Genomic DNA, 23,582 nt, shown 5'->3' on the forward strand with positions numbered 1-23,582 from the left:
CTTCATGCAGCCTGCGCTTCTTTTTTTGTTTTGGAAGGTAATTCAACAAAAACCATGCCTAGGAAAATACATAGGCATCCGATAATAGCAGAGACAGAAAGTTGTTCGTTTGCAACGAGAACGCCTGTTAAGGCAGCAAAAACGGGCTCCATTGCGAAAATGATTGCTACTCTCGTTGGAGACGTATGTTTTTGTGCTGATGTTTGAATAAAAAAAGCAATGGATGTCGCAAATAGGGAAGTTAGAAATAGAGCGAATAAAAAGGAAGAATTCGTCCATAGTGCCACTGAAAATAATTTTTCCCAATCTTCAAACAAAAAAGCGCAAATAGAAGAAAACATACCGACAGCTAATACTTGCGACGTGCTTAACAATAAAGGTGATATTTTCTTAGAGAAGAAGCCGTTAACAAGAATATGGGCAGCGAAAGCAACTGCACAACCGAGAACGAGTATATCTCCAATGTTTAATTGAAAAGAATCACCAGCCGTTAATAAGTATAAACCTGCTGTTGCTACAGCAATGCCCATTACGATAAAAATGGTAGCTTTTTGTTTTAAAAAGATAAAAGACAAAATTGGTACCATAACGATACTAAGACCTGTTAAGAAACCAGCTTTTGAAGAAGTTGTATAAAGTAAGCCGAATGTTTGTAATACATAGCCAACGCATAAAAAGAATCCAACGATTAATCCAGCGAGACTACTCTGTTTTATATCTTGTTTTGAAGCTTTTTTTGAGAAAATCATTTGAACGAATAATAAAATAATTCCAGCGAATAAAAAGCGAATACCATTAAAAGTAAATGGACCAACGAAAGACATAGCATTTTGAACGACAACAAACGTAGCTCCCCAAATAAAAGAGACAAATAATAACGCAAGAGGAGCAATCCAATCTTTTTTCACACTCATACCCCCGTTAATTTTGTAAGATAGCTTTTCTAGCTAATTCATCAGCAACTTTATTTTGACTACTTGGAATCCACTTAATAAAAAAGAGATCGAAACTTTTTATGTACTGTAATGCTTCCTCTAATAGTGGTGCAAACATTTTGTTTTTTGCGTATTCTTTTTCGACAGCTCGCTCGACAAGTTGCGAATCTGTACGAAAAGAGACAATGTTATAATTATGCTCCGTGCAATATTTTAATGCCGCAAGTAAAGCGTGGTATTCTGCTTCATGATTGGACATTGTCCCAAGGGGCAATGATAATTGTACAGCTGGTTGCACCCCTTTAATAAACACTCCAGCACCAGAAGGACCAGGATTTCCTTTTGATGCACCATCAATATATACTTCAATCAAAATGAGAAACCTCCAAATTATAAGATGATCCCCTACTTATATGTTTCTTTGAAGTAGGGAATAGAGTAACTTAGCCGATTGTAATACTATAACGACATGTAAATGTTTCATTCGCTTGTAAAGATTGAATTCCTTTTTTTTCCTTGAAATCTTTTGCTGGATTTACTTCATCAGCAATCCCGTACCAAGGTTCAATACATAAGAAAGGTGCGTTCTCGCCTGGTGTCCATACGCCAACAAATGGGAAGCCATCAAATTCTACTTTTACAAATTTATTATGTTTATGAGAACGAATAGAGATTTCATCCGTATTCATATTTTCAAAAATAAGCGCATCATTTTTGAATAAATCGTATGTAAGTGGTAATTCATTCGTATTTTCAGCGATTAATTGCTTTTTACTTGAAAGGTAAGGTCCTTCTAATACGCTTGTTTCTAAGCGTTCAGAACCATTAAATGATAAATGATAATCTGTAAATGATTCGCCCTCTAATAAGGGGAAGTTGAAACCAGGATGTGCTCCGATTGAGAAGAACATCTCTTTTGAAGTAGGGTTATTTACTTCATATGTTACATGAACGATTTGTCCGTCTAGCTCATAAGAAACGAGTAATTCGAATTCGTATGGGTATTTTTTTAATGTTTCTTCATTACTAGTTACAATATAAGTGATTTTCGTTTCACTTTGTTCTTTTACAGAGAATGTAAGATCACGAGCAAAGCCGTGCTGTGTTAAAGAATATGGTTTACCATCTACGTAGTATGTATTATCTACTAATCGGCCGACAATTGGGAATAGAATTGGTGAGCGGCGCCCCCAATAAGTAGAATCGCCTTGCCATAAGTATTCAGTGTTATCTTCTTTTAAGCGAACGCTTTGTAATTCTGCACCTTTGTCAGAAATGGAAACGATTACTTTTTCATTTTGAATTGTTGCTGTCATGAAGTGAAACCTCCTAAATCTTTCATATGTTTTATTATACGTTGTCCAAAAGAAAAAAGGTAGTTAATGATAGGAATCTATTGACGAAAGAGTGTGTATTGCGTACAATATAATCTTGTTGCTTAAAAAACGAATAACGTGGTTCGAAACCATCCCACGTAAAAAAACTAAGGAGATTTTGTCATGAATATTAGAACATTAGTCGGTAATGGTATTTTAGCGGCATTATATATTGCTGTTTCTATGCTTATTCAGCCATTTGGCTTTACGAATGTACAGTTTCGTATTTCAGAGATGTTTAATCATCTTGTTGTATTTAATAAGAAAGCAATTTACGGAATTGTATTAGGTGTATTTTTAACAAATCTCTTTTTCTCACCAATGATCGCTTACGATTTAGTATTTGGAGTGGGGCAATCTATTCTTGCATTAGTTGCAACGATTATTTCTATGCGATTTATTAAAGGTGTTTGGGCTCGTATGATTTTTAATACAGTTATTTTTACAATTACAATGTTTATGATTGCAATTGAGCTTCATCTTGCATTTGATTTACCATTTATGTTGACTTGGTTAACATGTGCAATCGGTGAATTTGTTGTCATGGCAATTGGTATGCCTGTAATGTACTGGATTAATAAACGAGTACAATTTGAAAGATTTATGCAATAGATGAAAGAGCTATTCCTATAGGGATAGCTCTTTTTGTATGTAATCATATTGAATATAATGCTGTGACTCTTGATACAATATAATAAAATAAAGTGAGGCTTTCATTAGCTGACTACATATAAGAAGTCTTATATAAGGGGAATCTAGTATGAAATATAAAATTCATTGGTTGTATAAAACAAAGACCGGATTGCAGACGGAATTAACGACAGATTATATGAACATAGAAGATGTATTGCAATTTGCAGAGGATTTCGAGAAAACAGGAAGAGTGAAAGAACTATCATTTTATGATGAAATGGATGCAGAATGGTCATTAAAGGAAATGAAAAAGTTGAGTAAACAAGTGGAGGAAGAGCCCCAAGAAATACTCGTTTATTTTGATGGCGGTTATGATGTACAGACGAAAGAAGCTGGAGTAGGTATATGTGTATACTATAAAAAAGGAAATACAAAATACCGAATTCGCCGTAATGCATATATAGAAGGTATATATGATAATAATGAAGCGGAATATGCATCATTACTACATGGCATGAATATACTCGAGGAATTCGGAATTAAGTATGAAGCAGTTACACTTCGCGGCGATTCTCAAGTTGTACTGCAGCAATTGGCTGGAGAATGGCCTTGTTATGATGAGCATTTAAATCATTACTTAGATCAAATTGAACAAAAAGCGAAGCAAATGAAATTAAAACTTGTATGTGAGCCGATATCTAGAAAACAAAATAAAGAAGCGCATCAATTAGCTACGCAAGCATTAGAAGGAACAGTCATTGATAGTCATAAAGAAATAACCGAATAGAGAGGTGCAAAGGTGGATAAAAAGCAACTCATTACAGAGGTAAATGACTTATTAGAAACGTATTGTGAAGGGTGTTTCTTGCGAGAACATAATCGAAAGACAAATAGTAAGTATTACGCTCATTCATTTTGTATACGACAATGTACAGTTGGAGAAACATTGAAAAAGTATGGAGAACAGTTATCATGAAAAAACATCCAGAGAAAATTCTCTGGATGTTTTTTAGTGTCTTGCTTCGTTTAGTTGATGCTCGCATTTACTTAATTTCTTTTCCTCATTCATTAAAAATGGCTCATCTAAATCTGTCGCAACAGATTTCATAATTTCAAGCTGAGAGCGAGCGGCTTCTACAGCAGTAGTCGCATGCTCTAATGTATCTGGATCCATTGAAATTGTCGCTGACCCTACCATTTTTTGTGCTGTTTCTACACGGAATTTCACTTCTTCAAAATCATTTACTTCTGATCCCATTATTACTTCCTCCTTTGTATATTGCGCATTTCACATAGTTTTTGCTCTGTAAAACGGAAATATACAAAGGAATAACAAAGGAGGTTACCAAGTAAGGTAACCTCCTGTTATATGTTGGATTAAAGTTTTACTACGTTAGCAGCTTGAGGTCCACGGTTTCCTTCAGTAATATCGAAAGATACTTCTTGACCTTCTTCTAAAGCTTTGTAGCCGTCACCTTGAATAGCAGAGAAATGTACGAATACATCGTCAGCGCCTTCCATTTCGATAAATCCAAAACCTTTTTCGTTGTTAAACCATTTTACTTTTCCTTGCATGTTACAATTCCTCCTAAAAACATTTGCTTTTTTCATTTAGTGAAATTCATTTGAAAGATAATATAAACTAAAAATGCTATAATCTTGAATATTCTGCTAAATGATTAATTTAAATATACACGAATTGGTAGAAATTAGTCAAGTAAGCGATTTTATTTTTTTGTATTTTTAAATAATTTTCCGGCCGAATTTTTAAATAGGTATAGGACAGGCCGAGTATGTAATATTCTTAATTGAATGCTATACATAATGAGGTGAAAGAATGAATGAGTCTTATTTATTAGATAATGAAGGAATGAGAACGAGAACTGACATACCAAATTGGGTTACAAAAGAATTTCAAAATTTTTCGAGTGTCGTGCTAGAACCAACTTTCCCATGTTATTTCGGCTTAACAGCTTTAAAAAAGAATGAACTTCGTTATTCATTTCTCTCTCATAATGATTGGAGTCATTTGCCACATACAATGTTATCTTTTTTAGAGTTAATGAAAGAGCGCCCAATTGTAAGAAGAGGATTCTTTCTTTTTGTGGAACCGGAATGTGAGGAACAACCACTGGAATATTATCGTGATTACTTTTGGAAAGTACTAGAATATTTACATGAAAACGATGACCAAACATGGCCGAAGCAAATTCCTGAAGACACAGACCATTACTTATGGGAATTTTCATTTGGTGGTGAACCGATATTCGCATTTGGAAATGCGCCAGCTTATAAACAACGAAAAACTAGGCATTTAGGAAATTCTCTCGTTATTGGATTTCAACCGCGTACCATCTTTGATGGATTAGAAGGGGATCGCCCTAAAGGAGCATATTCAAGACAAACGGTCCGAGATCGAGTTGAAAAGTGGGATCAGCTGCCGAAACACCCTAACATTAGTCATTATGGTGATCCAGATCATCGCGAATGGAAACAATACTTCATAGGAGACGATGTAGAGCCGATAAAAGGAAAATGTCCTTTTCTTCATAAGTTAGAAAAGTAAGAGCCATCATCCAGATGGCTCTTTTGCATATTTTGGATAAAAAAGGGTATTTTAGTAGTAAATATTTTGATGAAAGCTAGTCTATTTTTAATCATTACATCATTACTTAATAGTAAAGGAAGTAGAAAGGATAGAGCGATGTTTGGAGCGATTATACAACAAATTGTATTAGGTATTTCATTAGCTGCACCAGTAGGTCCGATTAATATTGAAATGTTAAAACGAGGAATTGAACGAGGTTTTTGGCATGCGTGGGTTGTTGGAATTGGTGGGATGACTGCAGATATTTTGTTTATGCTTCTCATCTATTTCGGTTTATCTTCTGTGTTTATGTATACATATGTACAAGCTTTTATGTATTGCACAGGGTTTTTCTTATTATTTTATTTAGGATTTCAAAGTGTAAAACAAGGAATTTCCCACACGAATATGGAATATAAAAAGGAAGAGGTAGGTGGCCTTAAACAATCGTTTATGGCAGGTTTTTTAATTGCGATATCCAATCCATTAAATCTTGTTTTTTGGTTTGGGATATACGGAAGTACACTTAGCTCATTGCTTACGAAGGTAACGAAACAAGAAGCCTTTTTGTACAGTCTCTGTATTATCGTTGGCATTATATTATGGAATTTAAATATTGCTTTTTCTGTCCATTTTGGCAGAACTTTATTAAAGCAAAAAGCACTTGGCTATATAACAGCCGGAGCCGGTATTATTTTAGTAGGATATTCTATCCATTTTGCATACAAAGCTTTACAGTTGTTCACATAAGATTGAAGGGGAGATTTTTATGTATCGAACCACTATTGACGGAAAAGAAATTATTATTACGTTAGCACCAAAAATCCGAAAAGAAATTACTGATAGGAATCCACTATATGAAGCGGTATTTCATAATGCAGCAAGATTACTACAAACAAAGCAACCAACGTTTGCGCTAAATCATGAAATATTTGGGCTCATTATTGGAGAGGTACAAAGAGGAGAAGTAACAGTGTTTGCGGTGGAACATATTATTCCAAAGCAAAATATATTTGGATCGAACAATTTTTTCTCGACAATAGAGCAGCAGGCAAATTTGTAAAGTGAATAGAATAAAATAAAAAATAAAAGAAATAGTCGTAACGATATGTTGCGGCTGTTTTTTTGGAAAAGGGGGAAGGAAGATGAAGAGAGTGGGGAAAGAGTTCTTTTTACAACATGATATCGTTATTATGTATAGTATTTTATTTATTTTCATCATTATTTTAAAAATGCAATTTTTTACATGGATCGGTATGTTCGCGTGTTTGTTTGGGATTGTTTTTTATACGCTTAACGAATATATGACACATCGGTTTTTATTCCATTTAAAGCCACCTAAAAACGTATTTTTATTAAAAATGTTAAGAAGATTACATTATGATCATCATGTATATCCAGATGATTTAAAACTATTGTTTTTGCCTGTATGGTTTAGTATACCTAGCTTTACTCTATATTTACTTATAGCATATGGTATAACAAAAAGTGCTACTATTACACTTTCATTTGGAATTGGAATGATTATCATGCTTCTCGTTTATGAATGGAAACATTATATTGCACATAAGCCGATTCGTCCGTTCACTAAGTTTGGAAGATGGCTAAAAAAACAGCACATATTACACCATTATAAAAATGAAAAGTTTTGGTTTGGTGTTTCAAATCCAGTATTCGATTTCATATTTGGAACGCTTAAAGATGGGAAAGACGTTGAATTAAGCGAAACAGCTCGTAATTTAGAAAAAGAGAAAAAGACAGAAGTAGTGCGATAAGCACTACTTTTTTATTCTGTTTTAATGGGCATCAAATCTTAACTGGTATGAGATTGAAGTACGTAATTTTTATGTTGAAAAAGTATATTAAAAATTTAGGGGAAATTGCCGAAAAATGTCTATCGAAAAATCTTTGCAGGAATGTATGGATTGTCTAAAATGGAAATAAGTTTCTGAATATTTATAAAATTTAGTCTTTAGGTATACAAGGGGGAATTGTATTTTCAGTAAGAGAGGGGAATGGGAATGAAAAGAGATGATACGTCAGCACGTAAGTTACAAAATGAAGTGAATTATACAGAGGTTGTTCAGTCAGAAGAATTTCAATTGCTATTAAATACGAAAAAGAAGTTTATCGTTCCGATGAGTATTTTCTTTTTAAGCTTTTTTATTGCATTACCTATTTTAACATCGTATTCAAAGGTACTCAATACACCAGCATTTGGGGATGTTACGTGGGCATGGGTGTTTGCATTTGCGCAATTTATCATGACGTGGTCATTATGTATGATTTATAGCAAAAAAGCAGAATCCTTCGATAAAATCTCGCAAAAAATTCTACAAGATATGCAAAAAGGGAGGGGCTGACTTTGAATATAACCGCTTTTGCACTATTTTTAATCATCGTTCTTGGTACACTCGTCATAACTTATTTTGCGTCGAAGAAAACGAAAAATGCGAGTGAGTTTTATACAGCTGGAGGGGGATTAACTGGTTGGCAAAATGGTCTGGCCATTGCGGGAGATTACATGTCTGCTGCATCATTTCTTGGTATAGCAGGAGCAATTGCATTAACTGGGTTTGATGGATTCTTTTATAGTATCGGCTTTTTAGTTGCTTATTTAGTTGTTCTATACCTTGTTGCAGAACCGCTTAGAAATTTAGGGAAGTACACGTTAGCGGATATGATTGCGGCACGTTTTGATGCGAAAAAAGTTCGCGGCGTTGCAGCGCTTAATACGATGACGATTTCGATTTTTTATATGATTGCACAATTAGTTGGGGCTGGTGCACTTATTAAATTATTATTAGGGATCGAATATACGACATCCGTTTTAATCGTTGGTACATTAATGACAGTGTACGTTATTTTTGGCGGCATGACTGCGACGAGCTGGGTACAAATTGTTAAGGCCGTATTACTTATGGCTGGTACATTTATTATTTCTGTTATTGTTTTCTCCAAATTTAATTTTAGTGTGACTGAAATGTTCGCGCAAATGAAAACTGCTACTCCGTTAAAAGATTCGTTTTTAAATCCAGGAGTAAAGTATAAGGATGGTCTTGATACACTGTCTTTAAATTTAGGACTAGTTCTTGGTACAGCTGGATTGCCACATATTCTTGTTCGTTTTTTTACAGTACGTGATGCAAAAACAGCACGTCAATCTGTTGTATACGCTACGTGGTTAATTGGCGCATTTTATATTATGACGATTTTCTTAGGGTTTGGAGCAGCGGCGTTTGTAGGAAATGAGGCAATTATGAAAGCAAACCCTGCTGGTAATATGGCAGCACCTTTATTAGCTAAAGCGTTAGGTGGAGATTTCTTATTTGCTTTCGTATCAGCAATTGCCTTTGCAACTATTTTAGCGGTAGTGGCAGGACTTGTATTAACAGCAGCATCAGCATTCGCACATGATTTTTATAATGAAATTATTCGCAAGGGGAAATCAACGGAAAAAGAGCAAGTGTCAATGGCTCGCTATGCGTCTATTGGAGTAGCGGTATTATCCATTATACTAGCGTTATTTGCTCAAACATTGAACGTAGCATTTTTAGTTTCATTAGCATTTGCAGTTGCAGCGAGTGCAAATCTACCAGTTATATTATTCACAATATATTGGAAGCGCTTCAATACAACAGGTGCCATTTCGGGTATGGTTGTTGGTCTTGTATCAGCAATTGTTCTTGTAGCGTTAAGTCCAAATGTTTGGAACCCTGTAGCTGGAAAAGCTATATTTGTTGGGGAATCGATATTCCCATATACGACACCTGGAATTATTTCAATTCCGCTTGGATTCCTTGCAGCATATTTAGGAACCGTGTTATCTAGTAAGAAAGAAGATGCTGCGAAATTTGATGAGATTCTTGTGAAATCTAATACAGGTCATGGTGTTAGTGATGCATCGTCACATTAAAAAGAGAAGGGCTTTTCGATATATAAGAAAAGCTCTTTTTTTCTTGTAAATATTACTGTATTGTAAGTAGGATTTTGTCTTAATTTTGTGGAATGAAAATAAGCAGGGAGAAAATTAAATCATCATGGCACCAGCGCAGCTTTTGTGAAAAATAAGTTGTTATGGAAGGTGGAAGAAATGATGAAAACGAAACAGACTGATGAATTATTAGCAAAAGATGAGCAATATGTTTGGCACGGAATGCGTCCCTTTAGTCCAAATAGTACAATGGTAGGGGCAAAAGCAGAAGGGTGCTGGGTTGAAGATATAGAAGGGAAAAGATATTTAGATGGTATGAGTGGTCTTTGGTGTGTGAATAGTGGATATGGCAGAAAAGAGCTCGCAGAGGCGGCATATAAGCAATTACAAACATTATCATACTTTCCAATGTCACAATCGCATGAACCAGCTATAAAGCTTGCAGAAAAATTAAATGAGTGGCTTGGAGGAGAGTATGTTATTTTCTTCTCTAATAGTGGCTCGGAAGCGAACGAAACGGCTTTTAAAATAGCAAGGCAATACTATGCTCAAAAAGGTGAACCGCATCGTTATAAATTTATGTCACGTTACCGCGGATATCATGGAAATACAATGGCAACGATGGCAGCGACGGGACAAGCACAGCGTAGATATCAATATGAGCCATTTGCTTCAGGATTTTTACATGTAACGCCGCCAGATTGTTATCGTATGCCTGAAATAGAAAGAGAGAACATTTATGATGTAGAATGTGTAAAAGAAGTAGATCGCGTTATGACATGGGAATTAAGTGAAACGATTGCAGCTTTTATTATGGAACCAATTATTACGGGGGGAGGCATTTTAATGCCGCCACAAGAATATATGAAAGCTGTTCATGAAACGTGTCAAAAACACGGTGCCTTGCTCATTAGCGATGAAGTGATTTGTGGTTTCGGACGTACAGGAAAAGCATTTGGATTTATGAATTATGACGTTCAGCCGGATATTATTACGATGGCAAAAGGGATTACGAGTGCATATTTACCGTTATCAGCGACAGCTGTGAAAAAAGAAATATATGAAGCATTTAAAGGGAAGGGAGAATATGAATTCTTCCGTCATATTAATACATTTGGTGGAAATCCTGCGGCTTGTGCATTAGCGCTTAAAAACTTGGAGATTATGGAAAATGAAAATTTAATTGAGCGATCTGCACAAATGGGCTCGCTTTTATTAGAGCAATTAAAAGAAGAAATTGGAGAGCATCCACTTGTTGGGAATATTAGAGGGAAAGGTCTACTAGTTGGAATCGAACTAGTAAATGATAAAGAGACGAAAGAGCCAATTGATAACGACAAAATTGCAAGTGTTGTAAATGCTTGTAAAGAAAAAGGGTTAATTATAGGACGAAACGGCATGACAACAGCAGGATATAATAACGTCTTAACGTTAGCACCACCGCTTGTTATCTCAGGTGAAGAAATTGCCTTTGTTGTTGGAACGTTGAAGACAGCGATGGAACGCATTTAATGAACGAAGCGAGCCGTATTACGGCTCGCTTTTGTTTATTATGTGAAATATGATAAATTTTCAAAGGGAGGGGAATTATTATGAAGAAATATGATCCTAGTCAACATTATCACATCGGATATTATGAAGATGGACATGATTTAGAGGTGACGGCGTACAAAAGAATAAATGAGCCAGTTTGGGATGCTTATATTCCGCACTATGAGGTAGACGATTTTTACAAGAAAGTGGAGAAAATGAAGCTAGGTGAATATATAGATGATTACGGCATTATGGTGTATTCATTTCGTAATGATATTGATGATGAAGAAGGGCGAATTATTTTTGAAAAATGGTTAAAAAAGAACGAGATTGTTTAAAGATACAATGAAAAAGGAGATTACTATCTTATAAGATAGTAATCTCCTTTTATTATATGAAACTTATTTACTTGCTTTCATTGCTTTATCTTTTGCACCAAAAGTGTATTTTAACATTGGTGGTGTAATCATTGTAGTTAAAATAACGACAATAACGATAGCTGTAAAGTAATCTTGTGCTAGTAGACCTGAAGAAAGTCCTGTTCCTGCGATGATAAGTGCAACTTCACCACGAGAAACCATTCCAGCACCGATAATGGCAGAAGACTTAGCATCAAATCCAGTCATTCGTGCACCGAATCCACAACCAATTAGTTTCGTTAATACAGCGATTACTGTTAATGCTAGGATGAACCAAATTTGATTACCAATACCGTCAAATGTAATATTCATACCAATACTTACGAAGAACACTGGAACGAACATAGCGTAAGCGATTGGTTCTACTTTCTTTTCTACTTCATGTTTGTAGTTCGTTTGAGAAATAGCGATACCAGCTGCGAAAGCACCGATAATACCAGCAATTCCTAATAGTTCGCCGAAATATGCGAATGAGAAACAGATGATAAGAGCCGCGCTCACGATAGACTCAGATACGCGCAGTGGTGATAACCAGCGCATAATCGCAGGAACACCTTTCCATCCGATCAAAATAATAGAAGCGAAGAATACAACTTTCTTCAAGATAACCATTGTTAAGTTAACATCGTCTGTACCTAAGAAGCTCATTGCAAATGCTAATAAAATAACAACAAGAATGTCATCAAATACAGCAGCGCCAAGCATTGTTGTACTTTCACGTGTTTTCATCTTTCCTAAATCGCGAAGTGTTTGTACGGAAATACTAACACTTGTCGCACATAAAAGTAATCCTAAAAATACAGCATTTCCTTGTTCCATTCCCATAACAAGACCAGAAACGTAACCACCTACGAATGGTAGAATGATACCTCCAAGTGCAACAGCTAAAGAAGAATTACGATTTGCATTTAATTCCTCTAAGTCTGTTTCAAGTCCTGCCATAAACATTAAAAGAATAACACCGACATTACTTAATTGTGTTAGAAGCTCTGAATTTTCAATCCAACCTAATATAGCTGGACCGATAACGATACCGACAATTAATTTACCTAGTACAGAAGGTTGACCTAATCTAACACTAAGATCACCAGCAAGCTTTGTACTTAATAAAATAAGTGCAATTTGAAAGAAAAATTCGAATTCCATCGGATCCTCTCCTCATCATTTTTATTTTTATCATACGATTTCTCGGAATTTGCCTAATGAAAATATGTAAAACCCATTAAACAAAAGGTCTGATTACAAGTTCTTTTGAACTTGTGATTTGAACCTGTAATTAATATATAATAAAATGTATGAAAAATCAATGAAAAAATAGCAGATTTTCATGATAGGATTCGATTTAGGTATGGAGGGAATCACTATATAATAAGAAGAAATAAGGCTACATTTTTTATGAATTGGAGAAGGGTATATGTTATTAAATAAACGTTTTACAATTGGAGAAATGGCAAAAATGCATAATATAGCGGAATCTACTTTACGCTACTATGATGAAAAGGGGATTTTTCATCCGTCCATTGTGGACCCGCAAACAAATTATCGCTATTACACAATCGATCAATTTTCACTATTAGATACGATTAAATTTTTACGCCAATTAAATATTTCATTAAAGGAAATTAAGAAATATATTGATGAAAGAAATCCAGCATACGCACTCAATTTACTGGAAAAACAACAAGAAATGATGTTGAAAAAACAAAGAGAAATTGAGTACGCTTTGGCGAAAATGGAGCATAGAATTCATTTAATTAAGGAAGCAACAAAAGCAAAAGCTGAACAAATGGTAATTAAAGAGATCCCGCAGCGAAAAATTACAGCCATTGCGGTTGCCCCGAATACGACGGATGATATGTTTGAGTACTATATTCATTCATTGCAAAAAAATATGAGACAAATGGATGATAGCTTATTTTCTGGAGATATCGGTGTAACGGTGGCAAAAAAAGGATTAATGCAAAATGAGTTTCAAGCATATAGCAGTGTTTTTATTCTTTTGGATTACATGCCTTTTCAAATACATAGTTCAGATGAAATTAAAGAAGGCATGTTTGCCTGTGTATATCATCATGGACCATATGAAGAAACGGATGAAACATATAAGAAGTTAATGAAATATATTGATCAAGAAGGGTACGAAGTAAGTGGAGATGCGATTGAGATTGCATTAATTGATTGGTCTGTAACAGACAATCCAGAGGAACAAGTAACAGAAATTCAAATTCCTATAATGAAAAAACAAAGCAATAAGATGTAGGACTCGTATCATTACAAATTGGCATGAAACACAATAATTCAGTTACCTATTTTTTAATTCTCTATTGACCTTCAAGTAACTTGAAGGTTTAAACTGTGAACAGAGCATTGAAAAAGGAGCATTTATATGATGGAAACAACAGAAAAGTTAAGAGAAAAACCGATAAAAAGTTTATTTATTTCTTATTTAATACCAGCCGTTCTTGGAATGGTGTTAATGTCAGTTAATATTGTGATTGATGCGGTTATGATTAGTAGGGGAGTTGGAGCGAACGGATTAGCAGGAGTAAACGTGGCTATTCCAGCGTTTTCAATTTTCTTCTCTATTTCATTATGGATTGGAATGGGCGGGGCAACGTTATATTCCATTGCACTAGGTGAAAATAAAGTAGAAAGAGCAAGGTCTATTTTTACGCAATCCATGACGGTAGCAGTAATGATCGTAGGTGTGTTAGCTGCGATTTGTTTATGGAGAATAGAAGATTTAGCATACTTATTCGGTGCAAACGAAGTGATTTTACCGTATGCGTTAGATTATTTACACGTATTATTAACGTTTGGAATGATATACGTGTTAGAAAATATTTTAAGTACATTTATACGAAATGATGGAAATCCTAATTTAGCGATGGCAGGTCTAGTTGTAACGGCTGTATTAAATATAGTGTTTGACTACATCTTTATTTTTATCTTTGGATGGGGCGTAACAGGTGCTGCTTCAGCGACTATTCTTTCGGCAGCGATTGGTTTCCTTGTATTATTATCTCATTTCTTTAGGAAAAGTAGTATTTTAAAATGGACGAAATTCCATTTTGAGTGGGATACAGTTAAACAAATTATGATTATAGGTTTCCCGAGCTTTACAGCAGAAAGTACCGTAGCGATTGTAACGATTGGTTTTAATATCGCATTCGTTCAATATGCAGGAGAAGTTGGAGTCGCTTCTTATGCGATGGTGAATAGTATTCATGCGATGACATTACTACTATTCTTCGGTGTTGGAGCAGCATTACAACCAATCGCTAGTTTTCACTATGGTGCAAATTTATCAGAGAGATTGCGTGAAGGGTTAAAGTTCGCTGTAAAAATTGCGGTAGTACTCGGTGGTATTGCAATAATTGTCGGATTATTCTTCGGGAAATATATTATTGGTCTATTTGATGTCCAATCTCCAGAGTTGTTGGAGTTAACATTAACGGGTATTAGCTTGTTCTTTATCCAATATGTATTTTTAGGCTATAACATTGTGTATGGAGAGTACTTCCAATCCGTGCGACAAACGACAAAATCAGTGCTGATTATAATGAGCCGAGGGTTACTATTTATTATTCCATTATTATGGATTATGCCAAAATTATTTGGGATAAATGGAATTTGGCTCGTTATGCCAGTAGCTGAAGTATTGACAGCGATTATCGTATTTACGATGAATCGTATGAAACATCCTGTTCCATTAAATATGGCGGGAGAGAAAGAAGCGATATAATGAAGAAAATCCCCTTAAGCAAGTAAGGGGATTTTTTTATGCTTTTAAACTAATCGCAAATGATCCATCTGTTTCTTGAACAGACGCGAAAGCAACGCTTTTAATATTAGTGATGCCCTTTTCTTTTAATTCTTTATATAACCATTTTTCGTCCTTATGAATTAACTTTAAGTTATCGTATTGAATTTGCGAATCAACGATAAGGGCAATTGGTAATCCGGCATACGTAACATCTATGTTCAAATCTTTTGGAGTTAATGGTACAAGCTCACGCTTTGGTAAAATACTAATAGCTCCATTCGCTTCTAAAATAGCGTATTCAATTTCGTGAACACTTGGATATCCTGCGACGCGAAGGTTAGAAAGTAGTTCAGCAATTGGATATCTACTTTTTTGTAAGTTCTCAAAAATAATGTCACCATGTTTAATTAAAATGATAGGATGTCCGAGAATGAAACGATTTAGTTTGTTTAGTAAGCTTAATTTTGTAAGAAGTAAATGCAAACATGTAATAACAACCATACCGAGAAAGGCTTGCAAAGCACCAGAGACTGGTATGGCCTGAAAAGCTAAATAAGATAAAAAGATAATAGCACCAAAATCATGAGGAGTTAGTTGTGCTAAAGCTGATTTACCGAGCATCTTAAGTGATAGTAAAAATAAGATGAAAAAGAACGATACGTTACATAAAAAGAGAAGCAATAGGGACACTCCTTCGTGCAAAGTTGTACTTACTGTTCCCGAAAGAAATATAAATATTACTTTCCGGAGGATAAATTAGGGTGAATTGGAATTTGTCTGTATACAAACAAATAAATGGATATTATCATGAAAGAAGTAAAGAACATAGGAGTATATGGATATGAAAAAGAAGAAAATAATTAAGTATATGATAGGAATTATAATGGTTTGCGCCGTTTATGTGGGATTTTTACAATATAACATTTATAAGCATGGGCATATGAAAGCAATTGACGATGCTGATTATATAATTGTATTAGGATCGAAAGTAAACGGGACGAAACCATCTTACTCATTACAATATCGTATTGAGGAAGCAGCTGAATATTTACAATCACATGAGAAAACAATTGCTATTGTGTCTGGAGGACAAGGGAAAGGTGAAGATATTTCAGAAGCATTAGCAATGAAAAATGAATTAATGAAACTGAAAATTGCAGAAGACCGCATTATAATGGAAGACAAGTCAACGAGTACAGATGAGAATATTAAATTCTCAAAACCGTTAATTCCAGACAATATGAAAAAAGGAATGATCGTAACAAACGATTTCCATATGTTTAGAGCGAAAAAAATAGCAGCAAAACAAGGTTTACAATTAGAAGGTCTTCCGGCCGAAACACCGAAGAGAATTGTCATTCCATCGAATATACGTGAGTATTTAGCCATTACGCAATATTGGTTTATGAATCGAATATAGTGAAAAAAATCCCGTCTGGAAGTTCAGGCGGGATTTTTTTTGAGGGAAATCTTACAAATATGTCATGTTCATGAAAGGTAAAGCGATAGTTTCTAGAATGGATTCCTGACATAATGAAGATAACAAAAACTATTTAGAGGTGAATCGGATGAAAGGAAATAATATATTATCTTCACTATGTTACTTTAGTATCTTTTTCGCACCATTTTTATTGCCAATTATCGTGTACTTCGTTGCGGAGGATGAAGTGAAATACCATGCGAAAAAAGCATTTTGGTCACATATTTTCCCGTACGCAATTTTATTTGGAGGATTAGCGATATCAGGCATATACGGTTTAGGATTCAATCAATCTGACGGTGCTGGAATTGGAATGATGATCACTTATGCAGTATTCATTCTTGTAGGGATTTATTACTTCATTTGGAATATCGTAAAAGGTATTAAAGTTTTGAAAACGGCGTAATAAGATAAGAAATAAGTTGGTGTAAATTTGTCGTTATTTGTCGGTAAGTCGATATCCTTTTGCATATTTGGTGTATTCGAAAAATCGTTGATATATTGAAATAATCGTCGATATAATTTCATTTACCGTATTAATAGACGTTTTAAAAAAGAGCAATTCAAAAAAGAATTGCTCTTTTTGTGCTTATAAGTTGTGAATATTGAAAAAGATGTGTTAATTTTTCATTATGAAGAGAAAAAAGGAGTGATTTTCATGAATGAAATGATACATAAAATGGAGCAACACGTTTCAGTTCGTAAATATAAAGAAGAGTCCATTCCGAAAGATGTAGTAGAAAGAATGGTGCAAGCTGCGCAGCATGCCGCTTCCTCGCATTTTGTACAGGCTTATTCTGTTATATATGTAACAGATCAAGATTTAAAGGCGAAACTAGCAGAGTTATCCGGAAATCGTCATGTAAAAGATTGCGCAGCATTCTTTGTTTGTTGTGCAGATTTAAAACGACTTGAAATGGCATGTGAAAAACATGGTACAGAGATAAAGCATGAAGGAGTAGAAGACTTTATCGTAGCGACGGTAGATGCTTCACTCTTTGCGCAAAATTTAGCGTTAGCAGCAGAATCGTTAGGATACGGTATTTGTTATATTGGTGGTATTCGTAATAATCCGAGAGAAGTGAGTGAACTGCTTCATTTACCTGATAAAGTATATCCTGTATTCGGAATGACAGTCGGCGTACCAGATGAAGATCACGGAGTGAAACCACGTTTACCAGTAGCAGCAATCCTTCATGAAAATGGATATGATGAAAAGAAATATGATGAATTATTAAATGAATATGATGAAACGATGAACGCGTATTATAAAGAAAGATCATCAAATAAGAAAAACGTAACATGGACGGAATCAATGAGTTCGTTTATGTCTAAAGAAAAAAGAATGCATATGAAAGAGTTTTTAAGTGAAAAAGGATTTAATAAGAAATGAGTAAAAAGGCAGACCTGTGATGCAGGTTTGCCTTTTTTGGAGGAGAAAGGAGATTGTCTTCGAATAAGTATAGGGGGAGGAGATAATATGAAAAAAGCTTTAATCTTTTTATTTGATGGATTTGCAGAGTTTGAAGTGAATATAGCGAGTTTATTTTTGATAAGTAAGCAATTTGAAATAATAACAGCAACTGTAGACGGAAAAACAGTTACAGGAGAAGGTGGTTTTTTGTGTCAACCACATGTCTCTATTGAGCAAATTAAAATAGAGGACTATGAAGTGTTTATCGTACCAGGCGGACATATTTTTGATCATTTAGAAAATGAACAATTGTTATCTATTGTGAACAAATTACATAAGCAAAATAAATGGATAGCGGGTATTTGTGCCGGAACATCTTTACTACATGCAGCAGGAGTACTGAATAAGAAGAAATTCTCAACATCATTAACATCAGATGAAAAACAGTTAGCGCATTTACATGAATGGGAATATAAACAAAATAAAGATGTAACCGTTGATGGAAAAATAATAACAGCCGTAGGGTCTGCATACGTTGAATTTGCTGCTGAAATAATGAAGCAGCTCAATTTATTTAACGAAGCTGAAGTGAAGGAAAACTTGCAATACTTTAAAAATGTAACAGAGATTTGTGATGAAACGTTAGTATAAGTGAAGATAAAAAGCGGCATAATAGCCGCTTTTTATCGTTTAAATTATATGTTTTTGTACAATCTAAAGCATCTATTATCTTGAAAAACTAACTTATAATAAATGCAAACTTTCAATAAGAAGATACATACCCGTGCAACTCAAAAGGATATACGTAAATATTTTGAAAATCCGTTGATTAAGCCATTTGAAAATAATTTGACCTATATACAAGCCTAGAAATACGATTGGAATAGCATAAAAACTTGATTCCCAAATTGTTTTGTTTGTGCCAGTAAAGAGTATTTGAGTTAGTAGGCTAATGAAATATATAAATAGATAAAAAGCTAAAGTAGTTGCTCTCAATTTCTCTTTTTTCGTATCGGTTCCTGTAAAGTACAGTAACAGGGGTGGTCCTGGCATACCGATACTTGTCGTTAAAAGACCGGATAATCCACCGACTAAGAAATCTCTAGATTTTGTTGATTTAATTTTAAAGTTGCATATTAGCATCAACGTTAATAGTAAGAGCAGGATGCTAATTGCTAATTTAAACGTGTTGATGTTAATGGTAATGAAAATGAAAATACCAAAAGGTACACCAACTATACTGCCGAAAATTAACCTGTTCAGTAGAATAAAATCAATGTCCATTCTTATTTTCCAAATGAGTGATATGGAAATAATTAATGATAAAATGATATTTATTTGTATAGCTTCTTGTGGTAGAAATAACATGAGTAAGAAAGGTGTTGCCATAATAGAAAAGCCAAAACCGGTACTTGTTTGTAAAATAGAAGCTACTAATATAATACATATGAAAATGAATATAATCTCCAAAATAGCCCTCCTACATAATCAGATCCAATACATATTTTAACATAAAGTGAAACTTTAATCAGTGGGGGGCTTACTGCCCTTTAATACGGGAAAAAAGCGGCTAAATAGCCGCTTTTTATGTTGCATTTAATATTCCAATGATGACCCTGTAGCTTTAAAATATTTTTCTCGTGAAGGCGTCATTACACGGATTGCTAATAAACAGGAGAGGAAAAGAATGAGTAATGAGCTGCTCATTACAGTGATTTGAACGGAAAGAAATTGTGCGGATGCCCCAATTGCTAAAATGAAAAAGATTTGGATGAAATTTTTTATGGAATCAAATACGCTATCAATACGTCCCATCATATGTACAGGGATGTTATTTTGATAAAATGTTATAAAGCCAGTACCAGCAAATGATGAAGAAATGCCAAGTAAAATGAAACCACTCGCTGCAACTATAAATGAATTTGAAAAGGCGAAAATTACATAGCCTATTGCTGTGAAAATCATACCTAATCCGATACAATGTTGAATTGGTAATCGTTTAGCAAAGAGAGAAACAAGAAATGAACCGAAAACGTAAGCAGCACCAGTTATACTAACAAGCATGCTATATTCTATATTGGATAAAAACAGTACTTGTTTTGTGAAAACAACTTCTTGTGAATCGAGTGCCATAGAGACAAGCATAGTAGCTTGAAATAAAACGAATATGAGAATAATGTAAGTTTCAGTTCGAGCGAATGAAAAAACTTGTTTCCAATCACTTCGTAATGTTTGTACGAAAGTATTTGCAACCTCTTCTTTTTGCTTTGTTTGTAATGTAATGTTTGGCAAGAAGTAAATGAGAATAGTAGAAAGTAGAAAGGAAAGAGAATTGCAGTAAATAACAAAGGCTGCTGAGTACGTGGTGAGAAGTATTCCAGCAAGAGCTGGACCGATAATAAAAGCCCCGTTTGTAAATAAGCTATTCCAAGCATTAAATTGAGCGCGTTCTTCAGCTCGTATGAGCATCGTTTTATAAGTGAATGAAGCTGGATCGAAAAATGATGTAGCGATGCGAGTCAAAAAGATAAAAATATAAATGGCCCAAATAGAATCAAATAATGGAATACAGCCAATGAGAGCTGCTCGAATTATATCTGTGATGAGCATAATGGACCGTTTGTTTAATCGATCTACTATACTACCAGACCATATTTTTGTAACAACGGTAGCAATTGGACCTACAATCCATAATCCTGCTACAGCAGCAGGGGAGTTTGTGCTATTTAACACCATTAAGTTTAGGGCGATGAGATACATAAAATCACCTAAACGAGAAATTCCTGTTCCCGACAATAATAATAATTTATTTTTCATGAGCAGTTGGACCTTTCTTTCATTGTTTTTTAATCCTGCAGGAAATAGCGTATTCCTCTTCGGAGTTTGATTGACGAGCGGTTTTGTTTTCCCAGCGTAATAAAACTTGTGTAACTTCCCAAGTAAGTTGTTGTAATTCCTCTGGAGTTAAAAATAAATGAGATACAATATGACTGCCTGTATTCGTTCCTTCTGTGCCGCTTTCTTCAATATAGAAATGAGCAGATTTTGCCTTGTAATATTTTTCAATAATTCCTCGTTTTTCTTTCGTGTCTACTAATTCAAGTAACCCTCCATCATATAAAATTTGAACGTGATAATGTACGCTACCAGCAGATTTATTTAGTTTAGTAGCTACTTGTTTTGCAGTGAGTGCTTCATCTTTTAAAAGGTGAAGAATTTGAATGCGAGTTGCGTTGGAAATGAGCTTCTGCTGCTCAGCTGAAATAGTAAGTCTATCGTCAAACATTATGACATCTCCTTTCTTATAATCTAAATTTATTGTACATTCTAAAAAATTAGAACGTAAGGGAAATAAATCGCCTTTTTCCTTTATATTTCGACATAAATAAAAATAGCATGTACATTAACATGCTATTAAGTGTTAGTAGATTCTTCACTCAGTTTCCCGCGATAAAACAGGTAAAGCCAAATAATACTAACAAAAATACAGCATAGAGCTAATAGGCTACCAATAATTTGCGGAGAAAGAATTTCTAAAAGCGCTCCTGTAAAAAACATGGATAACTGAATAAGTGATCCGTAAATGGAATAATGGAATGAAAAAACTTTACCCATCATATTTTCATTCGTATAAGTTTGAAGTAATGTCGTATCAAGTGGAACGATAATTCCTCCTGCTATGCGCATACAGAGCAATGTAATGATACCGATAATAAGTTGATCGGACAAAATGAATCCGAGAAAGAAAATTCCTTGTAGGAAATAGGCCCAACCGAATACTTTTTTCATTTTTTCTTCATTTTTAGATATATAAAGGTTAACGAGGAGGCTTCCAATCATAAGCCCAGCCCCTTGAATCGTATATAAAATTCCAATGTTGGTGTGGAAAATCTTTTCGGCATAGATTGTTAGAAGTAGCTGATAAGCGCCTCCAATAATACCCCATGAAATGCCGACAAGAATTAACGTTAAAATGATTTTTGTTTGTAATATGTATGTGTAACCATCTTTTATATCAGTAAAAAATGCTTTTTTCTTGTTACAAGTATCATGAGAAGGGACATTCATAGTATAAATAAAATAGGCTGAAATAAAGTATGACAGGCTATTTACTAAAAAAGCGAACTCAATATGTAAAGATTGTGCAATTATCCCGCCCAAAGAAGCACCCATAATAGACATAAAACCATTAATTGTACTAGAAAGAGAGTTAGCAGTTACGAAATGATTTTGGTGTACGATATTTTTTAAGGTTGCTTGTTTAGCTGGTTCAAATAAACAAGAAAGTACGGATAAACATATATTAGAAATGAAAATAATCTCAATTTTATATAGTGCAAATAAGTAAGTGAGGACGATCATGCCTCGTAAAAAATCGGTAAAAATCAGAATCTTCTTTTTAGAAAAACGATCTACAACTCCGCCTATAAAAGGGCTAAGAAGTAGCTGTGGTAAGCCTTTACTTATAAAAGTGAGTGCAATCATAAATGGCGATTCCGTTAGGCTATAGACGAATGTTACTAAAGCTACAGTATGAAACCAATCTCCAAGTACACTTAATGTTTGCCCATAAAATAGTTTTTTGAAGGTATTATTTGTTTTCAAAAGTGTGCTATAAGAGATTGACATAAAAGATTAATCCTTATGTAATAATGATGCTTGAACTTGTTTCTTCCATTCACTTAAATACACTTTCTCCTCTGTAGGAAGTCCAACAGGTAATTGTGCAATTAATTCTAAACTATTTCCGTCAGGATCGTTAAAGTATACGGCGGCATGCGCTAATTCTGGAAAAACAATCGGTTCAATTGGTTCCATTCCAAAATCTTTTCGTGCTGAAATGCCTTTTTGATTTAGCCAATGAATCGCATTTTCTAAATCATGTAAGCTTACTTGAAAGGCGATGTGTCGTAAAGAGGGATGATAATTAACTTTGTATTCTGTGCCTTCCCAAAGACCGAGCCAACTTTCGTTTTCTTTAATCCAAAAGAAAGCAATATCATCTCCTCTTTTATATAATTTCAGTCCAAGTGATTCATAAAAAGATATTGATATCTCTAAGTTACTGACAGGTAAATGTGCTTCGTAAAGACCTTTAATCATTGTAATCCTCCTTAGTAAAATATTTCTTATTTCATAGTAAACGTTTTTTTATTAGTTGAAATCACAAAAAGGAGGGATATCACTTCATACGAAAGTATGAAAAAACAGCTCAAATATGAGCTGTTTTCGTATAGTTTTTCGTTCATTTGTTAAGGATAGGATATATTAGTATCCGTATCCGCCGCCACCCCAGCAGCTACATCCGATGATGATTAGAAGGATGAATAGTACGATAAGCAAAGCAAATCCACCGCCGAAACCAGAGCAACTTCCACCATAGCTCATATGTTTTCCTCCTTTTGAGTAAGTTAATCTATATAATTCATGGACTACTATATACAGTATGTTTTTTGTATGGAAAAGGAGCCAGTCTCTTTTGTAATTAGACAAACGCCTGTATGG

General features: G+C 34.5%; 30 protein-coding genes and 1 riboswitch. Of the genes, 17 read left to right on the plus strand and 13 right to left on the minus strand.

Features of this window, described 5'->3' with window-relative positions:
- Positions 1-2: 2 nt before the first annotated feature.
- The 3 genes from AC3WTA_RS15620 to AC3WTA_RS15630 form a co-directional block, all read right to left on the minus strand.
- Positions 3-908: a DMT family transporter gene (locus tag AC3WTA_RS15620; protein WP_000711154.1), complete on the minus strand. Its 906-nt coding sequence runs from the start codon at positions 906-908 to the stop codon at positions 3-5.
- A gap of 13 nt (positions 909-921) precedes the next feature.
- On the minus strand, positions 922-1,308 hold the full coding sequence (locus AC3WTA_RS15625) for a reverse transcriptase-like protein (protein ID WP_000573873.1): 387 nt from the start codon (positions 1,306-1,308) through the stop codon (positions 922-924).
- Between the two features lie 70 nt (positions 1,309-1,378).
- Positions 1,379-2,251, minus strand: a complete 873-nt coding sequence (locus tag AC3WTA_RS15630) for an aldose 1-epimerase family protein (protein ID WP_000127425.1) — start codon at positions 2,249-2,251, stop codon at positions 1,379-1,381.
- A 132-nt stretch (positions 2,252-2,383) separates the two neighbouring features.
- Positions 2,384-2,428, plus strand: a riboswitch (PreQ1 riboswitch).
- A gap of 6 nt (positions 2,429-2,434) precedes the next feature.
- Between AC3WTA_RS15630 and AC3WTA_RS15635 the strand changes: the two genes are divergently transcribed.
- The 3 genes from AC3WTA_RS15635 to AC3WTA_RS15645 all read left to right on the plus strand — a co-directional run bounded on the left by AC3WTA_RS15635 (position 2,435) and on the right by AC3WTA_RS15645 (position 3,920).
- Complete coding sequence (locus tag AC3WTA_RS15635) at positions 2,435-2,923, plus strand: QueT transporter family protein (RefSeq protein WP_001026468.1); 489 nt, start codon at positions 2,435-2,437, stop codon at positions 2,921-2,923.
- A gap of 148 nt (positions 2,924-3,071) precedes the next feature.
- Positions 3,072-3,731, plus strand: coding sequence for a ribonuclease H family protein (locus AC3WTA_RS15640; RefSeq protein WP_000875563.1), 660 nt, complete (start codon positions 3,072-3,074; stop codon positions 3,729-3,731).
- A gap of 12 nt (positions 3,732-3,743) precedes the next feature.
- Positions 3,744-3,920, plus strand: coding sequence for a zinc-finger domain-containing protein (locus AC3WTA_RS15645; protein WP_000358801.1), 177 nt, complete (start codon positions 3,744-3,746; stop codon positions 3,918-3,920).
- Positions 3,921-3,953: 33 nt separating this feature from the next.
- Here AC3WTA_RS15645 and AC3WTA_RS15650 read toward each other — a convergent pair whose 3' ends face one another.
- Together AC3WTA_RS15650 and cspB are read right to left on the minus strand one after the other, a co-directional pair.
- Entirely contained in the window at positions 3,954-4,202 is a 249-nt protein-coding gene (locus AC3WTA_RS15650) for a DUF2564 family protein (RefSeq protein WP_000534395.1), read from the minus strand.
- 119 nt (positions 4,203-4,321) lie between these two features.
- A complete protein-coding gene (cspB, locus tag AC3WTA_RS15655; RefSeq protein WP_001161731.1) occupies positions 4,322-4,519 on the minus strand; it encodes a cold shock-like protein CspB in 198 nt (65 codons plus the stop codon).
- Positions 4,520-4,781: 262 nt separating this feature from the next.
- Here cspB and AC3WTA_RS15660 point away from each other — a divergent pair, with 262 nt between their 5' ends.
- From AC3WTA_RS15660 to AC3WTA_RS15695, 8 genes are all read left to right on the plus strand, one after another.
- Positions 4,782-5,510, plus strand: a complete 729-nt coding sequence (locus tag AC3WTA_RS15660) for a YqcI/YcgG family protein (RefSeq protein ID WP_098655745.1) — start codon at positions 4,782-4,784, stop codon at positions 5,508-5,510.
- 138 nt (positions 5,511-5,648) lie between these two features.
- Entirely contained in the window at positions 5,649-6,281 is a 633-nt protein-coding gene (locus tag AC3WTA_RS15665; protein WP_000466561.1) for a LysE family transporter, read from the plus strand.
- Between the two features lie 19 nt (positions 6,282-6,300).
- On the plus strand, positions 6,301-6,594 hold the full coding sequence (locus AC3WTA_RS15670; protein WP_000286360.1) for a hypothetical protein: 294 nt from the start codon (positions 6,301-6,303) through the stop codon (positions 6,592-6,594).
- Positions 6,595-6,676: 82 nt separating this feature from the next.
- Entirely contained in the window at positions 6,677-7,306 is a 630-nt protein-coding gene (locus AC3WTA_RS15675) for a sterol desaturase family protein (protein WP_000832139.1), read from the plus strand.
- Between the two features lie 246 nt (positions 7,307-7,552).
- Entirely contained in the window at positions 7,553-7,894 is a 342-nt protein-coding gene (locus AC3WTA_RS15680) for a DUF485 domain-containing protein (protein ID WP_062822009.1), read from the plus strand.
- Between the two features lie 2 nt (positions 7,895-7,896).
- Positions 7,897-9,447, plus strand: a complete 1,551-nt coding sequence (locus AC3WTA_RS15685; protein WP_001027731.1) for a solute symporter family protein — start codon at positions 7,897-7,899, stop codon at positions 9,445-9,447.
- A gap of 180 nt (positions 9,448-9,627) precedes the next feature.
- The gene (locus tag AC3WTA_RS15690; RefSeq protein ID WP_000850951.1) at positions 9,628-10,977 is read left to right on the plus strand and encodes an aspartate aminotransferase family protein; all 1,350 of its coding nucleotides are present in this window, start codon (positions 9,628-9,630) and stop codon (positions 10,975-10,977) included.
- Positions 10,978-11,057: 80 nt separating this feature from the next.
- On the plus strand, positions 11,058-11,336 hold the full coding sequence (locus tag AC3WTA_RS15695; RefSeq protein ID WP_078183442.1) for a DUF3986 family protein: 279 nt from the start codon (positions 11,058-11,060) through the stop codon (positions 11,334-11,336).
- 63 nt (positions 11,337-11,399) lie between these two features.
- Here the strand turns inward: AC3WTA_RS15695 and AC3WTA_RS15700 are convergent, their stop codons facing one another.
- Positions 11,400-12,563: a cation:proton antiporter gene (locus AC3WTA_RS15700; RefSeq protein WP_078183441.1), complete on the minus strand. Its 1,164-nt coding sequence runs from the start codon at positions 12,561-12,563 to the stop codon at positions 11,400-11,402.
- A gap of 268 nt (positions 12,564-12,831) precedes the next feature.
- On the opposite strand from AC3WTA_RS15700, the gene AC3WTA_RS15705 reads away from it, so the two are divergent.
- The gene (locus AC3WTA_RS15705) at positions 12,832-13,677 is read left to right on the plus strand and encodes a MerR family transcriptional regulator (RefSeq protein WP_078183440.1); all 846 of its coding nucleotides are present in this window, start codon (positions 12,832-12,834) and stop codon (positions 13,675-13,677) included.
- A gap of 129 nt (positions 13,678-13,806) precedes the next feature.
- Positions 13,807-15,162, plus strand: coding sequence for an MATE family efflux transporter (locus AC3WTA_RS15710; protein WP_033659193.1), 1,356 nt, complete (start codon positions 13,807-13,809; stop codon positions 15,160-15,162).
- 36 nt (positions 15,163-15,198) lie between these two features.
- Here the strand turns inward: AC3WTA_RS15710 and AC3WTA_RS15715 are convergent, their stop codons facing one another.
- Positions 15,199-15,864, minus strand: coding sequence for a DUF421 domain-containing protein (locus AC3WTA_RS15715; RefSeq protein WP_000923940.1), 666 nt, complete (start codon positions 15,862-15,864; stop codon positions 15,199-15,201).
- 160 nt (positions 15,865-16,024) lie between these two features.
- On the opposite strand from AC3WTA_RS15715, the gene AC3WTA_RS15720 reads away from it, so the two are divergent.
- The 4 genes from AC3WTA_RS15720 (at position 16,025) to AC3WTA_RS15735 (ending at position 18,728) form a co-directional block, all read left to right on the plus strand.
- Positions 16,025-16,603, plus strand: coding sequence for a YdcF family protein (locus tag AC3WTA_RS15720; protein WP_078183439.1), 579 nt, complete (start codon positions 16,025-16,027; stop codon positions 16,601-16,603).
- Between the two features lie 148 nt (positions 16,604-16,751).
- On the plus strand, positions 16,752-17,069 hold the full coding sequence (locus AC3WTA_RS15725) for a magnetosome magnetite crystal formation protein family (protein WP_000678041.1): 318 nt from the start codon (positions 16,752-16,754) through the stop codon (positions 17,067-17,069).
- A gap of 252 nt (positions 17,070-17,321) precedes the next feature.
- Positions 17,322-18,056: an oxygen-insensitive NADPH nitroreductase gene (gene nfsA, locus AC3WTA_RS15730; RefSeq protein ID WP_001004535.1), complete on the plus strand. Its 735-nt coding sequence runs from the start codon at positions 17,322-17,324 to the stop codon at positions 18,054-18,056.
- An 87-nt stretch (positions 18,057-18,143) separates the two neighbouring features.
- Entirely contained in the window at positions 18,144-18,728 is a 585-nt protein-coding gene (locus AC3WTA_RS15735; RefSeq protein ID WP_000709445.1) for a type 1 glutamine amidotransferase family protein, read from the plus strand.
- Positions 18,729-18,821: 93 nt separating this feature from the next.
- Here the strand turns inward: AC3WTA_RS15735 and AC3WTA_RS15740 are convergent, their stop codons facing one another.
- The 6 genes from AC3WTA_RS15740 to AC3WTA_RS15765 form a co-directional block, all read right to left on the minus strand.
- Positions 18,822-19,547, minus strand: coding sequence for a sulfite exporter TauE/SafE family protein (locus tag AC3WTA_RS15740; protein ID WP_000402531.1), 726 nt, complete (start codon positions 19,545-19,547; stop codon positions 18,822-18,824).
- Positions 19,548-19,673: 126 nt separating this feature from the next.
- Positions 19,674-20,894, minus strand: a complete 1,221-nt coding sequence (locus tag AC3WTA_RS15745; protein ID WP_000791672.1) for an MFS transporter — start codon at positions 20,892-20,894, stop codon at positions 19,674-19,676.
- A 19-nt stretch (positions 20,895-20,913) separates the two neighbouring features.
- Entirely contained in the window at positions 20,914-21,363 is a 450-nt protein-coding gene (locus AC3WTA_RS15750; protein WP_000459087.1) for an ArsR/SmtB family transcription factor, read from the minus strand.
- 128 nt (positions 21,364-21,491) lie between these two features.
- The gene (locus tag AC3WTA_RS15755; protein ID WP_492332928.1) at positions 21,492-22,706 is read right to left on the minus strand and encodes an MFS transporter; all 1,215 of its coding nucleotides are present in this window, start codon (positions 22,704-22,706) and stop codon (positions 21,492-21,494) included.
- A 6-nt stretch (positions 22,707-22,712) separates the two neighbouring features.
- On the minus strand, positions 22,713-23,180 hold the full coding sequence (locus AC3WTA_RS15760) for a VOC family protein (protein ID WP_046955172.1): 468 nt from the start codon (positions 23,178-23,180) through the stop codon (positions 22,713-22,715).
- 165 nt (positions 23,181-23,345) lie between these two features.
- A complete protein-coding gene (locus AC3WTA_RS15765; protein ID WP_000120183.1) occupies positions 23,346-23,465 on the minus strand; it encodes a YjcZ family sporulation protein in 120 nt (39 codons plus the stop codon).
- Positions 23,466-23,582 lie beyond the last annotated feature (117 nt).

The sequence above is a fragment of the Bacillus sp. EB106-07-01-XG149 genome (assembly GCF_058791555.1).

What these genes read in the sequence shown, in the direction of transcription:
- AC3WTA_RS15665 (WP_000466561.1), top strand. Translation starts at nt 5,649, where the DNA reads ATGTTTGGAGCGATTATACAACAAATTGTATTAGGTATTTCATTAGCT.
- AC3WTA_RS15720 (WP_078183439.1), top strand. Translation starts at nt 16,025, where the DNA reads ATGAAAAAGAAGAAAATAATTAAGTATATGATAGGAATTATAATGGTT.
- nfsA (WP_001004535.1), top strand. Translation starts at nt 17,322, where the DNA reads ATGAATGAAATGATACATAAAATGGAGCAACACGTTTCAGTTCGTAAA.
- cspB (WP_001161731.1), bottom strand. Translation starts at nt 4,519, where the DNA reads ATGCAAGGAAAAGTAAAATGGTTTAACAACGAAAAAGGTTTTGGATTT.
- AC3WTA_RS15765 (WP_000120183.1), bottom strand. Translation starts at nt 23,465, where the DNA reads ATGAGCTATGGTGGAAGTTGCTCTGGTTTCGGCGGTGGATTTGCTTTG.
- AC3WTA_RS15700 (WP_078183441.1), bottom strand. Translation starts at nt 12,563, where the DNA reads ATGGAATTCGAATTTTTCTTTCAAATTGCACTTATTTTATTAAGTACA.
- AC3WTA_RS15640 (WP_000875563.1), top strand. Translation starts at nt 3,072, where the DNA reads ATGAAATATAAAATTCATTGGTTGTATAAAACAAAGACCGGATTGCAG.
- AC3WTA_RS15635 (WP_001026468.1), top strand. Translation starts at nt 2,435, where the DNA reads ATGAATATTAGAACATTAGTCGGTAATGGTATTTTAGCGGCATTATAT.
- AC3WTA_RS15750 (WP_000459087.1), bottom strand. Translation starts at nt 21,363, where the DNA reads ATGTTTGACGATAGACTTACTATTTCAGCTGAGCAGCAGAAGCTCATT.
- AC3WTA_RS15680 (WP_062822009.1), top strand. Translation starts at nt 7,553, where the DNA reads ATGAAAAGAGATGATACGTCAGCACGTAAGTTACAAAATGAAGTGAAT.
- AC3WTA_RS15650 (WP_000534395.1), bottom strand. Translation starts at nt 4,202, where the DNA reads ATGGGATCAGAAGTAAATGATTTTGAAGAAGTGAAATTCCGTGTAGAA.
- AC3WTA_RS15670 (WP_000286360.1), top strand. Translation starts at nt 6,301, where the DNA reads ATGTATCGAACCACTATTGACGGAAAAGAAATTATTATTACGTTAGCA.
- AC3WTA_RS15710 (WP_033659193.1), top strand. Translation starts at nt 13,807, where the DNA reads ATGGAAACAACAGAAAAGTTAAGAGAAAAACCGATAAAAAGTTTATTT.
- AC3WTA_RS15760 (WP_046955172.1), bottom strand. Translation starts at nt 23,180, where the DNA reads ATGATTAAAGGTCTTTACGAAGCACATTTACCTGTCAGTAACTTAGAG.
- AC3WTA_RS15630 (WP_000127425.1), bottom strand. Translation starts at nt 2,251, where the DNA reads ATGACAGCAACAATTCAAAATGAAAAAGTAATCGTTTCCATTTCTGAC.
- AC3WTA_RS15660 (WP_098655745.1), top strand. Translation starts at nt 4,782, where the DNA reads ATGAATGAGTCTTATTTATTAGATAATGAAGGAATGAGAACGAGAACT.
- AC3WTA_RS15755 (WP_492332928.1), bottom strand. Translation starts at nt 22,706, where the DNA reads ATGTCAATCTCTTATAGCACACTTTTGAAAACAAATAATACCTTCAAA.
- AC3WTA_RS15690 (WP_000850951.1), top strand. Translation starts at nt 9,628, where the DNA reads ATGAAAACGAAACAGACTGATGAATTATTAGCAAAAGATGAGCAATAT.
- AC3WTA_RS15705 (WP_078183440.1), top strand. Translation starts at nt 12,832, where the DNA reads ATGTTATTAAATAAACGTTTTACAATTGGAGAAATGGCAAAAATGCAT.
- AC3WTA_RS15735 (WP_000709445.1), top strand. Translation starts at nt 18,144, where the DNA reads ATGAAAAAAGCTTTAATCTTTTTATTTGATGGATTTGCAGAGTTTGAA.
- AC3WTA_RS15675 (WP_000832139.1), top strand. Translation starts at nt 6,677, where the DNA reads ATGAAGAGAGTGGGGAAAGAGTTCTTTTTACAACATGATATCGTTATT.
- AC3WTA_RS15725 (WP_000678041.1), top strand. Translation starts at nt 16,752, where the DNA reads ATGAAAGGAAATAATATATTATCTTCACTATGTTACTTTAGTATCTTT.
- AC3WTA_RS15745 (WP_000791672.1), bottom strand. Translation starts at nt 20,894, where the DNA reads ATGAAAAATAAATTATTATTATTGTCGGGAACAGGAATTTCTCGTTTA.
- AC3WTA_RS15695 (WP_078183442.1), top strand. Translation starts at nt 11,058, where the DNA reads ATGAAGAAATATGATCCTAGTCAACATTATCACATCGGATATTATGAA.